General features: G+C 51.1%; 14 protein-coding genes and 1 tRNA gene. 5 read left to right on the top strand and 10 right to left on the bottom strand.

Annotation, left to right across the window (positions count from 1 at the left end; all coding sequences use genetic code 11):
- Nucleotides 1-18: 18 nt before the first annotated feature.
- Genes AAX04_RS09100 through AAX04_RS09075 form a run of 6 tightly spaced genes read right to left on the bottom strand, consistent with a single transcriptional unit; the run spans nucleotide 19 to nucleotide 7,638 of the window.
- Complete coding sequence (locus AAX04_RS09100; protein WP_066797229.1) at nucleotides 19-1,185, bottom strand: GNAT family N-acetyltransferase; 1,167 nt, start codon at nucleotides 1,183-1,185, stop codon at nucleotides 19-21.
- Nucleotides 1,186-1,236: 51 nt separating this feature from the next.
- Complete coding sequence (locus AAX04_RS09095; RefSeq protein ID WP_066797227.1) at nucleotides 1,237-2,940, bottom strand: thermopsin family protease; 1,704 nt, start codon at nucleotides 2,938-2,940, stop codon at nucleotides 1,237-1,239.
- Nucleotides 2,941-2,968: 28 nt separating this feature from the next.
- Nucleotides 2,969-3,766, bottom strand: coding sequence for a hypothetical protein (locus AAX04_RS09090; protein WP_084761332.1), 798 nt, complete (start codon nucleotides 3,764-3,766; stop codon nucleotides 2,969-2,971).
- Nucleotides 3,763-4,002 carry a hypothetical protein gene (locus AAX04_RS09085; protein ID WP_066797226.1) on the bottom strand — a complete coding sequence of 80 codons (240 nt, stop codon included), beginning with the start codon at nucleotides 4,000-4,002 and terminating at the stop codon, nucleotides 3,763-3,765. Before AAX04_RS09085 ends, AAX04_RS09090 begins: the two co-directional genes overlap by 4 nt.
- 60 nt (nucleotides 4,003-4,062) lie before the next feature.
- Nucleotides 4,063-5,769, bottom strand: a complete 1,707-nt coding sequence (gene tes / locus AAX04_RS09080; protein ID WP_066797224.1) for a tetraether lipid synthase Tes — start codon at nucleotides 5,767-5,769, stop codon at nucleotides 4,063-4,065.
- 60 nt (nucleotides 5,770-5,829) lie between these two features.
- Nucleotides 5,830-7,638: a glycoside hydrolase family 15 protein gene (locus AAX04_RS09075; RefSeq protein WP_066797222.1), complete on the bottom strand. Its 1,809-nt coding sequence runs from the start codon at nucleotides 7,636-7,638 to the stop codon at nucleotides 5,830-5,832.
- Nucleotides 7,639-7,843: 205 nt separating this feature from the next.
- Between AAX04_RS09075 and AAX04_RS09070 the strand changes: the two genes are divergently transcribed.
- On the top strand, nucleotides 7,844-8,182 hold the full coding sequence (locus AAX04_RS09070) for a hypothetical protein (RefSeq protein WP_238377849.1): 339 nt from the start codon (nucleotides 7,844-7,846) through the stop codon (nucleotides 8,180-8,182).
- A gap of 44 nt (nucleotides 8,183-8,226) precedes the next feature.
- Here AAX04_RS09070 and argF read toward each other — a convergent pair whose 3' ends face one another.
- The 3 genes from argF to AAX04_RS09055 are packed head-to-tail and all read right to left on the bottom strand — an operon-like array spanning nucleotide 8,227 to nucleotide 10,687.
- Nucleotides 8,227-9,168: an ornithine carbamoyltransferase gene (gene argF / locus AAX04_RS09065; RefSeq protein ID WP_066797215.1), complete on the bottom strand. Its 942-nt coding sequence runs from the start codon at nucleotides 9,166-9,168 to the stop codon at nucleotides 8,227-8,229.
- Between the two features lie 30 nt (nucleotides 9,169-9,198).
- Entirely contained in the window at nucleotides 9,199-10,266 is a 1,068-nt protein-coding gene (locus AAX04_RS09060; RefSeq protein ID WP_066797211.1) for a TIGR04084 family radical SAM/SPASM domain-containing protein, read from the bottom strand.
- 49 nt (nucleotides 10,267-10,315) lie between these two features.
- Complete coding sequence (locus tag AAX04_RS09055; protein ID WP_066797209.1) at nucleotides 10,316-10,687, bottom strand: hypothetical protein; 372 nt, start codon at nucleotides 10,685-10,687, stop codon at nucleotides 10,316-10,318.
- Between the two features lie 50 nt (nucleotides 10,688-10,737).
- On the opposite strand from AAX04_RS09055, the gene AAX04_RS09050 reads away from it, so the two are divergent.
- On the top strand, nucleotides 10,738-13,515 hold the full coding sequence (locus AAX04_RS09050) for a DEAD/DEAH box helicase (RefSeq protein WP_162270127.1): 2,778 nt from the start codon (nucleotides 10,738-10,740) through the stop codon (nucleotides 13,513-13,515).
- A 79-nt stretch (nucleotides 13,516-13,594) separates the two neighbouring features.
- Nucleotides 13,595-13,876, top strand: coding sequence for an ATP cone domain-containing protein (locus AAX04_RS09045; protein WP_066797203.1), 282 nt, complete (start codon nucleotides 13,595-13,597; stop codon nucleotides 13,874-13,876).
- Nucleotides 13,877-13,906: 30 nt separating this feature from the next.
- On the opposite strand, the gene rpsJ is transcribed toward AAX04_RS09045, so the two are convergent.
- Nucleotides 13,907-14,218 carry a 30S ribosomal protein S10 gene (gene rpsJ / locus AAX04_RS09040; RefSeq protein ID WP_066797199.1) on the bottom strand — a complete coding sequence of 104 codons (312 nt, stop codon included), beginning with the start codon at nucleotides 14,216-14,218 and terminating at the stop codon, nucleotides 13,907-13,909.
- Between the two features lie 108 nt (nucleotides 14,219-14,326).
- On the opposite strand from rpsJ, the gene AAX04_RS09035 reads away from it, so the two are divergent.
- Both AAX04_RS09035 and AAX04_RS09030 read left to right on the top strand, forming a co-directional pair.
- The gene (locus tag AAX04_RS09035) at nucleotides 14,327-15,112 is read left to right on the top strand and encodes a bifunctional 2-polyprenyl-6-hydroxyphenol methylase/3-demethylubiquinol 3-O-methyltransferase UbiG (protein ID WP_066797196.1); all 786 of its coding nucleotides are present in this window, start codon (nucleotides 14,327-14,329) and stop codon (nucleotides 15,110-15,112) included.
- Nucleotides 15,113-15,180: 68 nt separating this feature from the next.
- Nucleotides 15,181-15,259: transfer RNA gene (locus AAX04_RS09030), tRNA-Arg, on the top strand.
- Nucleotides 15,260-15,532 lie beyond the last annotated feature (273 nt).

The raw sequence follows: 15,532 nt of genomic DNA, 5'->3' as shown, positions 1-15,532 counted from the left end.
CTAAGCTATATAGCCGTCTCAGACGTAGTTGAGGAGTGGTACGTGTATTGGGATTGGTAGTAGCGCCATCAGTGGTTTAAGTGGCTTTGGAACAGGCCCCATGGGGCCGCCGAGTATTAACCTAACGCCATCCCTCTCATCAACCTCCACGTAATTGCCACTAGCCTCATTCGGAGAGACGTCAACGACCCCTCCCCTCACGAATAAGGTTGCCTTATCCACATAATCATTAAACCTGAGGCCAAGGGTAACCTCGTAATCCCTTAACCCAACCCCCTGGGCCCTATCCGACAGTAGTCTCGTGAAGGCCTTGAGCAGTAGGCTTAGGTTAATTATTCTAAATACACCCTCCGGTAACTCCATGTAGTATGATGCTATTCTAAGTAGCCTACTGAGCCTACCCTCATCGTGGGCGTTAACGTGGATTATGACCCTACGCACCCCTGAAGCCCTCATGAAGCCGCTTACTAATTCAGCCTCAAGCCCCTTTAACGAGGCAACCTCAACAACGTTAGGTCTACCTAAGGGATCTTTAATATCCCCTTCCCCCTGGCTGATTAAGTAACCATGCTCACTAATCCAAACCCTCATCGGTGGGTTACCCAATGCGGCTGGGTCCAGGCTCTGAAACCCCCTATAGCACTCCCAATTCCTCTCAACCCTAATGGGTATCGACTCATAGTGCATTGCCATTGTTGGTAGGGCGTCGTCCCACTGGGCCATGACCAGTTCAAGGGGTTTAACACCACTCCTACCCACTGAACGCTCAGTTACGTATAGTGAGTATTTCTGCCCAGCCACCTCCCAGCCGAAGGCCCCATACCTCTGCCTATCACCCCACAGTACCGATAACGGTATCCCACTTCTTCTCATAACCCCTATCACGTGGTTAAGGAGCATGGACATGTACCCCCTCCCCCTCTCACTGGGCAACGTGGCCACACCCCCAATACCACCAATCGTTAGCCGTACACCCAAGCTAACCACGTTCATTTTAAACAAGCCAACATGAGAGACGAGCCTACCACCATCCTCAACCACGTAGAAGGATGAGTAATCCCTACAACCCTCACCGTAGAGGTAGGGGTAGTACCTTGGGAAGAAGCCGCTTGGGAAACCATAACTAACCTCCAGCAGTCTCATGAATTCACCCCACTCCTCCTCCCTAACATTCCTGATGATCATGGCAAATTGCCTAATGGCAGGCTTTAAAACATATCCTCAAGCATATTTACTTCACCCACGCTGCATATCACCACGTCCCTTCAGCAGGCCGTTGACGGTGAGCAGGTTAACAATGACGATGACTAGTGATATTATCGGTGGCGCCACGTATAGTGCGGTTAAGGCATATACGTTAATTACGCTACCCCATAGGACCTTGATGGTTAATGGTCCATTGATAGTCACGTTAATGCTGGGGGCACTCACCAGAGTCCTATTGTTAATTAGATACCCATTAAATGCCAATGGGCCCATGTACCTAGGCTCACTGAGCCTAATCACGTACCCCATTGGGTACCATTGAACAGTGGGTGTTTCATTGCCCTTAACTCCTATTAACGTAACCCTGTATAGGACGTCGTAGGCTTCCTTAATAATGGTGGGGCCATTGATGACCAGTGACGAGTTGTTAACATGCACGGTGAGAGTGCCGTTGACCACGTAGCCCACTGGCTTAACCATTAGATCACCATTCACCAGTGGTTCACCTAGAGTTAACCTAATCACATAGCCTCTAGGCACCATTAAAGACCTTGAGCCGTTAATTGTAGTTATCAGTAGTGGCACGTAGTAGTAAACCGGCCCAGGGTACTCGTAGGCGCCGCTGCTTACGTCAACAGTAACTCCGCTGGTTGGTGAGGCGGTTGCATTAGCCACAGTCTCCCCTGTTAATGTGCCGATGCCCCAGGCGTAGGGTACTGGGTAGAGCGAGCCGTTGACACTGCGGAGTAGTGTTAAGGATACGTTGGCGCTCTTAATCAACGCCACTATCCCACATACAGGCCCTGTTATAACTAACTCAAGGTCAATTGGTATGCCTAGTTTAACGTAGCCTGAACCGTTAACAATCAACCTAGGTTCACCAACACTTGCAATAGTTACATTATCGAACCAGACCAGTCCATTACCTGCACTGTAGCCGAACCCCACGTGCGTCGACTCATGGCCACTGACGGCTATGGCCAGGGTTAGGTTTATGGGTGGTTTAAAGGAGCCCACGTACTCGCTGTATGCGTAATACTGCTCACCGTTAAAACTACCCGTGGTTCCAAGGCCGTAGATGCCCCTTAACGTGGCGTTTTGGGAGGTCATGTTCCACACATTATCTATGATGGTCAGCCCCGTGCCGTTCAACATGGCCACGTCCTGGAGTAGGTAGTAACCCCCACCAGACCTCATGATTGCGTTAAGCTGGATGTCAACGTAATCGTCGCTAACGTTGACGCCGCACCCATTACCCAGGTCGAAGGCCCTAAGGCTCCTTATGGCAACCACCCCCAGCGCCTCATTGGTGGTGTATGAGTAGGTTAGCAGGGGTTCACCGTAGTAGAGGGCTATGCCGTAGTCGGCTAGGCCAATTGGGTTATGGGTGTATGGTATGCCATCTGATTGGTTGTGCTGGTACATGTAGAATACATAAGCCGAGTAGTTATGGTTGTTGATTATGTTCACCTCCCGCTCACCAACCCCAATGCTCACAAATGCGTAGCTGTTGATCAACAGGTCCTTGCCCTGAACCTTAATCACAATTGACGAGTTGGCTAGGATGTAGAGTAGGCCTGGGCCGTTAACCATGGTTACGTAAGTTGAGTTGGGTTCCAATAGGATACCGTACATGGGTGTCCCAGACCCGATGGTAATGTTAAACGAGGAGATCGTTAAGTTAATTAACTGCGGCTGAGTCAATGCAGCTACCACTAGGGCTAGTAGAATCATTAATGCTGCCTGTGCATTTGCGCTTAAATTACTTATTGATGAGTGGCCAAAGGACCTCGTTGAAGTACTTGACAATGTCCATTACGGCCTGGGATTCGCTTGGGGCTATTTTAAGCAGCTCAACCTCCATCGCCTGCCTGGCAGTATACATCAACTTATCGTAGGCCACTGTGTACGGCTTAACGCCCACGGACTCCTCAACTATCTTAACCCACTCCTTACCCGTGGTTGGGTCCACTGGGTATCTTTGGTCAAACATGTTTAATATGGGTGGTAGGACGTTGATGCCACCCTTAACACCCCTTATGAAGTTGACCACTGAGGCCAGGGACTCAATTGAACTGTGGTCCACTGTTGCCACGGGCACCACGTGGGTTGCCTCACTGACTATGGGCTCCAGGAACTGTCTCGTGAAGCCCAGTGATGGGGTGTCGATAAACACGACTATTGGCTTTAGGTAATCCATGGCCGTCCTTAGCGCATACTTCAGTTTAAACAGTGGGACGCCTTCAACCACGTTACCTGGGACTGAGAAGACTATCCTCATTTCATCGCCGCCTATTAGCCATGACTTAAGGTAGAGAGTGTAAAGTGGGTTATTCACCCTACCCGTGAGGTAGTCAGACATCGTGTAATTGACCTTTGTTAACGAGCCCAGAAGCACCTTGGAGGCTGTGCCGTTGTCGACCCCTAGGTCAAGTAATACCACTGGGTATGGTGAGGAGGACCTTAGCCTATAGGCTGCTAGCACGGACATGTTGACGGCTATGGTTGTCTTGCCGGTGCCGCCCTTGGTACCACTGATGACCGGTATGACGAGCGTCAATACTCCTCACCCGGCCTCCTAACCCCCCTACCCTTAATATCACTTGGGCTTGGTTCAGTGGGCACGTTACCCTCATTCTTGTCTTCACTGCTGGGTGTCTTAATCACCCCTACAATGGCTGCTATTAAGCCTACGCCGTAGGTTATTGACCCAGCTATGGTGTAGCCTAGCATGGAGGCTGCATACCCAATCACGTTAAGGGCCAGGCCGATTAGTAATATTATCTTAGGGTCCACAGGTGAATGTTGAGTAGTGGTATTAAAAATTAACTTTAAACAAACGGTGGTTATATCGGGTTATGCAAAGCCAGTTACGAACTTGCCTGGGTGTAGCCTCACCCAGTCCTTAGCGTCCAGCTTAAAGTTGTGTTCAATCCTATCCCTGTGGAAGTTATTCAAGGTGCAGAAGGGTATTATCCTACCATCAGGCACTGCGTAGTGTATGTCACACCTTTGTATACGCTGTACATCGAAGTTCATGGTGTCCATGAAGTGCATTATCCCCAACCCAACGATGTTAAACATGAACCTACCCAGGGCATCATAACTCTTCTTAAGCAAGACATCCTCAAGTAGGTTCTTAACCGCCCTGTGCTTAACGTACCTAAGCAGCTTAAGCACCTTAACCTTACTTATGGCCGAGTGTACACCACCCTTAACGGCCTCGTTGTAGATGTTCCATATCTCAGCCTCAAAACCATCAACATCTACGAGCTTCGTTATGGGTACTATGTCCTTCACGTCCTCGTCGTAGTATATGAATGTTGAGGCGCCGCAGACTGGGTTATTGGTGAAGAGTGGCTTAGGTGAATTGGTCAACACCTCCACAAGCTTACCCAGGGCAACGGGCCAGTTGACAGGCCTCCAATCCCACCTACTTATCTTACCGTTAGTCTGCTCCTCAATTCCGATCAAAACGTCCGGTATGGTTATCCTGTACTGCCTAAGCTCCTCAGGTGAATACTCCTTAGCCCTACCGGCGAAGGCCACGGGCTGTATGTTGATCCACCTAACCACGTCCCTGTTTTGCACGGCGAAGTCTATTATCTTGCCTATGTCCTTATCATTGTAGTTCTTGGCCATGGTGACCACAAGCACTATTGACCTGTGGCCAAGCTTCCTAGCGTTCTCAATAACCCTCTTCCTCAACTCAGCATAGGCCCTGGGGTCATATAGCCTATGTCTCCACACACCCCTATTATTAGGGTCTATTGTGTCAAACTGGAGGTATAAGGTTGACATCCCCGCGTCGAGCAACGCCTTGTAGTAGTTTATGTCGTTGGCTATCCTTATGCCGTTCGTGTTAACCTCCACGTGGTCGAAGCCAAGCTTCTTAGCCATCCTCACGATCTCAGGTAGGTCATTCCTAAGGGTTGGTTCACCTCCACTTAGCTGCAGTGCATTGGGTGCCCATGGTCTCTGGCTCCTCAGTATCCTCATCATGCGTTCAATGTCGGCCAGTGAGGGTTCATAGACGTAGCCAGCCACACCGGCGTTGGCGAAGCAAACTGGGCACTTCATGTTGCACCTATTGGTCACGTCTATTATGGCTAAGGCTGTGTTGGTCTTGTGGGCTGGGCATAGGCCGCAGGCGAAGGGGCAACCGTCAACCTCATTGTAGTACCTTTGGTCTGTGTTCGGGTTGGCAAGGCCCTTACCTATGTAGTTTGGGTCATCCCACTGGAGGAAGTAGTAGTACAGTTCAGCATCACCCCAGTATATGTCGAGGAATTGACCATGCTCGGGGCACGTCTTCTTAAGCCAGATTACGTTATCGTGCTCGTAAACCACCATTGGTATAGTCCTGTTGCACACTGGGCAAACTGATGTTGATACCTTAATTACCCTGGATGGTTCAGGTAGGTTAAACCTCCTCTTAAACATCTGTTGAAAGTTCTGGTCATTAATCATCCTGGTGAAGGACTTCGGTATCCTGAACCTACTGAGGTCAACCAGCGGTTTAACAGTCTTCTCTGCCGCAGCCTTGGTTACTAATTCCTGCATTAAAACCAAGCACCCTAAACCCCTAATAAGCTTTACACACCTCTAACACTCTGGGAGGTGTTAGTCGATGGTGGGTGGGGTTATGGTCTCGAAGAGCTTATTGTCGATAACCTCGGCCATTATGTACATTGCGTGGGACCAGGCCAGGGGTATGGCTGAGATGGGCCTCCCCGTGTCCTTATCAACCTGCTCAGGCAGCATACCAGTACTGGTGCTGTGATCCAGGGTCCATTTCAGTAACTCCCTAGCCCTATCAACGTTACCGCTTAACTTGTGGTATATTGCCACCCAAAGCGTTGTTATGATCCAGGGGTTCCCGCCGTAGTACCTATCCTCAGGATTCCTGCCTATGCCGCCTGCCCTATACCTAAAGGTGTGCTCCAGGAATTCCACGTTAGCCCTCATCCTCTCGTCACTAGCCTTAACAAGGGCGAAGGGGAAGAGTAGGCCTAGGGTGTTTGAGTCTGGGATTTCAACCCTGGGTTTAATCATCTTAATGAAGAACTTCCCATTCCAGGCGCTGTTAAGTGTCGTAGCCCGAACCAGCGATGCATACTTACCCCACTCCACAGCCTTACCCCTATCGCCAATTTCACCCGCCAGGTATGAGGCGGCTGATAGTGCTGCGTAGACTGAGGCGTTTGTGTACGTGTGCACACCCAAGTGCTCCTCCCAGGGCCCAACGGTTGGTGTTGTAAAACCCTCACTGGTGACGTTTGAGGCTAGGTACTCGGCCGCCCTCCTCACCATAGTCCACGCATCCTTGAGGAACTGCCTATCTAGGGTTAACTTGAAGTGTACGTAGGTTGCCAACACCACTGAGGCGGTTTCATCGATTTGGAAGGACCATGAGGGGGCCTTGAGACCGGGCTCCGCGTAGTACCTCTGGAAGAATGCCCCATTCTCCCCCTGGGACTTAATGGCCCAATGTATGAACCTGGCCGTCTCCTCATGATACCCAAGTACGTCAAGTGCCATTACCGAGTAAGCGGCATCCCTTGGCCAACAGTACCTGTAGTCCGGCCATATAGTGGGCGCCGCCATTATGGCCCCGCCTTGGTCCTGCAGCATCTTTATCACGTAGGCCGATTGCCTAACCATGTCAACGTTGAGGACGTTACTTAGCTTAACCTTACTAAGCCAATTACCCCAATGCTCCGCGACACCATGGCTCAGTATGCAGCAGTCCATTGACTTAACCTTCGATAGCTCCCTTAGGGCGGACTCCTCGTTACTGTCCAGTATAATGTAGAGGTTTAGCGCCTCCTCATCCCTAAGCCTCCACATTAGGGCGAAGTTAACCCCCCTAAAGCCCTCGTATATGCTCAGTTTATTCATGCCCAATTCACCATCATATGCATCGGCGAATGCATCCGAGGTAGCTCCAAGTTGACCAACCTGGTACCCACCCGGTATCCTATCCCCTGCAACCACCATAACAACCCCTCTCTTGTAAACCACAATGGCCCCATTCCTCTCGTCGAAGTAGGCTGCATCAGCGGTGTGGGTTTCCCATAACTGGGGTGAGGTGTAGTATATGAAGTTGAAGTCGCCGGGTATTGAGAATTCGAACCTCCTAACCAGTACATTAGAACTGTGCAGGACGAAGTCAGTCACCTTAACTGAGGCATCCCCCTCCTTGAATATAGTCTCCAGGACACCTGGGGCAACGTACCTCTGCCTAACATCACCCCAGTCCGTGAGCCAACTGAACCACCCCCTCCTGTACACCCCAGGTAGTGATGAATGTACGTTTTGGGGGAATGACTTAGTTGGGTAGAATAGGTACCTCAATTCACCCCTACCACCAATTACGGCCAGCATGCTGCTATTGCCAATGATGCTCTGTTCATAGATGGGTTCAACCATTGTTTAAAGGGGTTCAGACTCAATGTTAATAAGCGTTACCGCAGGCCCTCTGGGTCATGATTCGGTTCGCATCTTCTTGAAACCAAAAGTTTATTAAGCAGAGTGTGTAAAATATTTAGTAGGGTGGTGAGGTATTGTAATCTACGTATCACCAGATACTAAGACTGCGGAGCAGCCGACACCTCAGATTGAGCTTAAGAAGCTTATGCTCAGTGAGTTGATTGATGGGGAGATGGTTGTTGGAGCTGCCATAATAGACTCCAATAATATCCCAATAATCCACCACCTCCCAACAACATTAACATTAAAATCCCTTAGAAATGTCCTAAGCCTCCTCGAGGTTGCTCAAAGGGCTCGAAAGCTCTCCGATGACCTCCTCGGCCCCTTTAACTACATCCTCATCAAATACGCAAACTTCAAAATCGCCTTCTTCAACATGAGTGATAAGGGTTGGTTGATTGTCTTCGTGAACCCTGTTTGGCACGTTGAGAACGCCATGCCTAAGGTCAGGCAGTTCATGATTAAGGCCTATAAATTGATATAGTTTCTTTAAAGTTTAAACGGGAATCTTACCCCCTTCAAAAGGGTTCACCTTATTAAGGCTGCCAGTATCGCCTTAGCCGTGTGTAGCCTATTCTCAGCCTGCTGCCAAACAACGCTCCTAGGTGAGTCTATTACGTCATCCGTGACCTCAAGGCCCCTGTGGGCTGGTAGGCAGTGCATGAACACAGCCCCCTCGCCGGCCATGTTCATTAGGCTTTGGTTAACCTGATAGGGCTTAAAGATCCTCATCCTCTCCTCAGCCTCCTTCTCCATGCCCATTGAAACCCACACGTCGGTGTATACCGCATCAACGCCCTTAACCCCCTCCTCTATTGAATCCGTCACGGTCAACACGGCCCCAGTCCTCCTACCAACATCCTCGGCGTCCTCCACGTACCTCCTACTCGGCCAGTAACCCTTAGGCGCCACTATCCTGATGTCCCACCCAAGCCTAGCCCCTATTGCAATTAGGCTGTGGGCCATGTTGTTGTTCCCATCACCAACGAAGGCAACCTTAACCCCATTAACCCTACCCTTAACCTCCCAAAGCGTTAAGGCGTCGGCTAGGACCTGCGTTGGATGGCATTCATCGCTTAGGGCGTTTATGACGGGTACCTGGGAGTATTGGGCGAATCTAACTAGGGTTGTGTGGCTGAACACCCTCGCCGCAACCCCATCAACCATCCTTGAGACCACCCTCGCCGTGTCCTCAATGGTCTCGCCCCTACCCAACTGAAGCTCCTGGGGGTTACTGTAAATAGTCCTCATGCCCAGTTGCCATGCAGCAACCTCAAGGCTAACCCTAGTCCTGGTGCTGGGCTTCTCGAAGATGAGTAGGAGTGTCTTACCCTGGTGCACGTTAACCACCCTCTCACCAAGGTAGTACCTCTCCTTCATGTCCCTGGAGAGGTTGAGCAGGAAGGTGACTTCCTGTGGTGTGTAGTCCAGCCAGGTTAGTAGGCTCCTACCCCTTAATTGACTTATCATAAACTGCATGTACGTGCCCAGTATTAAGCTTTATGGTATAACCTCCGTTGAGTCTAGGATTGGGTCATAGTATAGGTCACTGGCCTTAACAACACCCCTATCCACAAGCTCCTTAACCTCAGGCCCAGCCTCAAGTATTATCCTTATGGTTTCCCTGGTCACGTAGTCAACAGCCTTAACGCCATCGACACCCCAATACCTCTCACCCTCCTTAATGGCGTATAGGCACCTACCCCCGCAGTACCGCCTATACTCGCAATTCCTGCACATTTCAGGTAAGTGATCCTCAATGTTCATCATCTTGAAGCCTAGGTTAACGTTACCTAGGTTCGCCCAATCCTCCCTAACGGCTATTGGGCATGCTAAAACCCTACCATCCGTGGAGACCGCCACTGACCTATAGCCAGCCCCACAGGGTGGCCCAGTGTAGGGCTTATGCAGGTAGGCCGATAGTACACCAAGTATGGGCACAATGCCGAGCACAACCCCCTCCCTCAACCTGCCTACGAACAGTTGGGTAAGTCTCCTAATGCCCGGTAGGTAGCTTGACCTAGCCCACCCCAATAGGTCCCACTTACCATCCCATATGACGTCCAGCTGCCAGTGAACTAGATTAAAGCCCAAGTCGAGTAGGTGGGTTACGTCTAGGTATATGTCGGTGAGGCTGGTGACCGCCATCCTGGCTATAACCCTCCCCACGCCAATGGCCTTAAGTCTCCTTAAAGCCCTCACGACCCTATCGTAAACCCCAACCCCCCTATGGGCATCGGTGACCCCCCTCCTGCCGTCTATGGACAGGAGCACGGTGTCCATCCTCCTCCAGTAACTGGCCGGCAGTAGTTCGGTTAACGTGCCGTTGGTTTGAATGCCCCATCTACTGGCCTTAACGTTATCCATCATCCACATTATGAACCTTGGGTTAAGCAGTGGCTCACCACCGTAGAATACTACGACGGCCTCAGGGTCCCCCTCAATAAGCTCCTTAAGCCTAACCGGGTTGTAGCTTACCCTCCAGGGGACGATCCTTGGGTTGAAGGATCCACCGCAGTAGCTGCACCTCAGGTTGCATGCGCCTGTGGTGAAGACTAGCCAAAGCACCAATGCATGGTTAGGCCGGTGTATATAAAACTAGCCGCATTGTTCACGCTCAACCACGGGCCCCAGTCCCCCTGGACTCTATTAGGTTTAGGAGTCCCTTATCCATGTACCTAGTCACCACGTCTATTATCATTGACGCCAAGTCACCTTCAGGAACCTCCCCATTCAGTATTATCCTAATGCTCACCAGTTCCCTCACCCCATCGTGCTCATGCCCAATCAACTCCATGATGTGCCCGCTTAGGTTAATACTACTGTAGATGAGTGAACCAGCCCAACCCAAGTCCAGCCTATCACCCTCCCAGGGGTATTGGGGCGAGTACACGTCCAGGGAGACGACGTTGTCAACCACCCTACCCACCTCAACGCCATTAATCAGCACCACCCTACCCCACTCAGTCTCCTTGAACTCAACCCTCACGGCCGGTTAACTGGGGTAGGTTTTTTAAGGGATGTTGAACAATCCCCATGGTGCCTAATTCATTCGACCTGCTGCATCCTAAGGTTAAGGAGGCGGTTAAGGCGCTTGGCTACGTGGAGCCAACCAAGGTGCAGGAATTAGCAATACCGGTGGTGCTCACTGGGGAGCACGTCCTCATATCATCCCCAACGGGTACAGGTAAGACTGAGGCGGCGTTGCTGCCGGTGCTCTCGATGATGTTCAACTCCGGTTACAGGGATGGCATTAGGGTTCTTTACGTAACCCCAGCCAAGTCGCTTAATAGGGATTTGGAGCAGAGGATAAGGAGGATAGGAGGGGCCCTCGGCCTCACCGTGGCTGTTAGGCATGGGGATACGACGAGTAGTGAGAGGAGTAGGCAGAGGAGGAACCCACCCCAGATATTGATAACTACCCCAGAAACCCTTCAGATACTCTTAGTATCGCCTATTATGAGGAATTGGCTTAGGGGGGTTGGCTGGGTCATAATAGACGAGGTTCATGAACTCCTCGGCAGTAAGAGGGGTGTTCAACTGGCTGTGGGGCTTGAGAGGCTTGTGGAGTTGGCTGGGGAGTTCCAGAGGATAGCCCTATCAGCCACCATGGGCGACCTGGAGCTCGTATCATCACTGGTGGGTGGGGTGGGTAGGAGGGTTAGGGTAGTTGACGTGAATGACGTCTCCAGGACAATGGAGCTCACCATACACTACCTGGGGCCCGATGCGGAGGTTGAGGATTCGGTTAAGGCGATAGGGGGAGTGATTAAAGACTACAGTGGCTCAGTCCTAGTCTTCACCAACACTAGGGACATGGCTGAGTTACTGGGTGCTGAACTCAAGAAGGTGGTTGATAGGGCGGAGGTTTACCACGGCTCCCTAAGCAGGGAGAGGAGGGAGGCGGTTGAGGAGGGTCTTAGGGGTGGTGAGGTTAAGGCCGTGGTCTCCACCTCAAGCCTGGAGTTGGGCATAGACATAGGCAGTATTGAGGCCGTGGTTCAGTACATGAGCCCAAGGCAGAGTGACAGGTTGATCCAAAGGGTTGGCAGGAGTGGACACACGGTGGGTGGTGTGGCTAAGGGGCACGTTTTCGCCACCACGGTGGACGACTACCTGGAGTCCCTTGTCCTAGCCAGGAGGGCTGTTGAAGGTGAGCTTGAGGGTGACTACCCATACCACGCCGGTGCCATGGATGTCCTCCTGCATCAACTGGCTGGCATAATACTTGACCACGGAGGCTCTGTTGCTGTTGAGGATGCTTACAGGGTCATCAGGAGGGCGCACCCATACTCAAACCTAGGCATTAGCGACCTAATGAGGCTTGTGGAGTTCGCGTCAAGGGACCTGAGGCTGATAAGCCACGATGACGGCGTCATTAAGGGTAGGAGGGGGTTGAGGGTATACTACCTCCAAAACGTCTCAATGATACCCGACGAGAGGAGGTTCAAGGCTGTTAACTACACCGACAAGTCAACGATAGGGGAGTTGGATGAGGACTTCGCATTGACACTCGAGCAGGGTAAGGCCATAGTGCTGGCGGGTAGGCTATGGAGGGTCCTCTCCATAGACAACGAGGAGGGTGTCGTTATGCTGGAGGAGTTGAGGGGTGGGGAGGGTGAGCTGCCTGAGTGGATTGGGGACGAGATACCAGTCTCATACCAAGTCGCCCAAGAGGTCTGTGGGTTAAGGAAGGTGCTGTTGAGTGGGGGTGTGGTTAATGGGGCTGATAGGGTTAGGTTAATGGGGGTTGAGGAGCTTGTTAAGGACGCCTCGGAGTTGGCAAGGGACCTCAGGGGCGTGTACCCAGGCTCAGGTGAGGTGCTTGTTGAGTACTCAAGCAACTTGATAGTCATCCACTCCTGCCTAGGGACTAAGGGTAACGAGGCCCTAGGCCTATACCTAACAGGCTACCTAACGGCTAGACTAGCCATATCCACGTCGTACGTGAGGGACCCGTACAGGGTAATTGTGAAGACACCTAGGCCAATAAACCCAGATGTCATTAAGAGGGCCCTCCAGGAGGATGAGGGGCTTGTTAGGGAGGTCATTAGGAACGTTGTGAAGAACAGTAACCTGTACAGGTATAGGTTCATCCAGGTGGCTAGGAGGATGGGTATTTTACCTAAGGGTAGGGTTGACGTGAACATTGATAGGCTGGCTAGGGTGTACAACGGCACTGTACTAGATGATGAGGTGGTTAACGAGATAATAATAGATAAGCTTGACCTGGAGGCGTTGGGCAGGTTGATAAGCGGCGTTAAGAATGGTTCAATTAAGTTAACCTTCGTGGCCAGGAGACCCTCTAAACTCGCCCTAATGATAATGGGCGGCCTGGGGGTTAGGTCAATAATGGGTGATGAGGTGCCGAGCAACATAATAATAGACTCGGTTAAGAGGAGGATAATGAGCAAGGAGGTCACCCTACTATGCCTAAGGTGCGGCTGGCATATAACGGGTAGGGTTGGTGACCTGGTTAAGATGGAGCTCAAGTGCCCTAGGTGTGGCATGAAGACCCTTACCCTGCTTAAGTACAGGGACGAGGATGTGGATAGGGCAGTCAAGCTGGTGATGAGGGTTAGGAGGGGGCTTCAGCTAAGCCCAGACGAGGAGGAGTACCTGAATGAGCTTAGGGAGAGGGCCAGGGTGATAATGGACCACGGTTACAGAGGTATAATAGCCCTCTCAGCCTACGGCGTGGGCACGGCCACGGTTAGGAGGATACTGGACGGCGTCAACAGTGATGATGAGTTATTCATGCGCATAATGGAGGCTGAGAGGGATTACGTCAGGACAAGGGCCTTCTGGTCCAATTAAATATATGTAAAGATAATGGTAGAATTTAATGTAAGTATTATGTAGGAATATTTATTAATTAGTCTTTAGAGGTTAACGTATGGTATCAGTGGTGGTTAAGAGAGATGGAACCGAGGAACCCTTCATAATAGAGAAGGTGGTGGTGAGCATACTTAAGGCCGGTGCACCCATTGATAAGGCTAGGGAGATCGCCAGGAGGGTTGAGTGCACATTTGCCAACGTGGATAAGGTCACGGCCAGGGACCTCACTAAGGCCATACTCACAGAGCTTAGGAGGGCTAATGAGGAGTGGTATAGGAACTGGGTCGTATTCGACAGGGCCGTTAAGAGGAGGGCCACCGAGAAGGAGCTTGAAGCCTAGGTTGGCTAAGGGGGCGTGTGTTGTTTAAAATCAGCCAATTAACTCTATTTCAACCTTAACATCCTCAGGTATCCTAAGCCTCATCAACTGCCTAAGCGCCCTCTCATCAGCATCCATGTCCACAATCCTCTTATGAACCCTCATCTCCCAGTGGTCATACGTGTGGTAACCCTGCCCACTGGGTGCCCTCCTAACCGTAACCACAAGTCGCCTGGTGGGTAGCGGTACCGGTCCCCTAACCTTGATACCAAGCTTTTTAGCTATACCAACAATGTCCCTGGCCAAGGCATCCACCGCATCGTTACTAGTCCCCCAAATCCTAATCCTAACAATCCTAGGCACAGGCACCCGATGGGAAACCCCTTTAAAACATTTCCCAATTACAGGCTGGTGTATTCCCCGTTTAATTAGTGGAAGGGCTTATTACTATCCCAACAAGGCATTAATTCAGTGGATTGGGTAGCGGACTTCTTCATCAGGGAAGCTGACCTATACGCAAGGATACTGGGCGACGAGGCCATGGTTAGGGAGGGTGAGGAGTTAGCAGCCAAGCTGGCTGGTTACCTGGCCAGTAGGGGAGTTGGGGGTGGTAGGGTGCTTGACGTTGGGTGTGGCGTGGGTAGGTTATCGATTCCACTGGCTAAACTGGGCTTCAAGGTGGTTGGCGTTGACATATCCCCATCATTCATAGAGCAGGCCAGGGAGAGAGCAGTCAAGGAGGGTGTTGTGGATAGGGTAGTCTTCGTGCTTGGTGATGCAAGGGAACTGAGCAGTGTTGCTGGGCGGTACGCACCCTTCGATGCAATATTATTCATATACACCACGATAATAGGCTACTACGACTACGACACGGACCTGTCAATACTAAGGCAGAGCAGGGAACTTGCCAAGCCAGACTCAATACTAATCATAGACACCGTGGATAAGCACTACTATGTTAAAGTGGCCGGCAGGAGCATAATTAATGAACTAGGCGGCTACCTAATCATCCAGAGGTACGAGTATGACGAGGGTTCAGCCAGGGCCAGGATTCAATGGACCTACTACGCAAGGGGCAGCAACGGCTACACACTAAGGCCAATAGCCAACGCCCAACTATCAATAAGGCCATACACACTGAGTGAGTTAACCGAACTAGCCTCAGCAGCCGGTTGGAGACTGGTGGAGGCTTACTCAAGCCCCTGGGAACCGTACAGGCCTGGGGGTAGGCTTTTGGCAATCTTTAAGCCAAGTTAAGGGTGCATGGTTGCGGCCTCCACATGAGGGGAAAATATTCATAAACCCCCGCACCAACGAGTATAGTTGGGCCCGTAGCTCAGCCTGGATTAGAGCGGCGGCCTCCTAAGCCGTAGGTCGTGGGTTCAAATCCCACCGGGCCCGCCAGGGTTTGCTTGGGTCAAAATGCAGTTTCCATGGGTCGATTATGAGGAGCACGTCCTAAGGCGCACAACGGTCACCCTCAGGTTACTCCCAAAGACCATGTTGAACTAAGGAACCCAACACTATTCAGGACTCTCCACGACGTATTCACCGCCTACAGATTAAGAACCAACAAAACCAGGTTACCAACGAAAGAATATTGAAAGGAAGGGTTATGTGCCCTTCATTATAGCGACATTGATAGGGTGGAATTTCGTGACCAAACCTTTTAAAAAA

It is taken from the genome of Caldivirga sp. MU80, assembly GCF_001663375.1.
In the GTDB taxonomy this organism is placed as follows: Archaea; Thermoproteota; Thermoprotei; order Thermoproteales; family Thermocladiaceae; genus Caldivirga.
The sequence above is the reverse complement of the archived record's forward strand: the minus strand, read 5'-3'. Positions and strand labels throughout refer to the sequence as shown.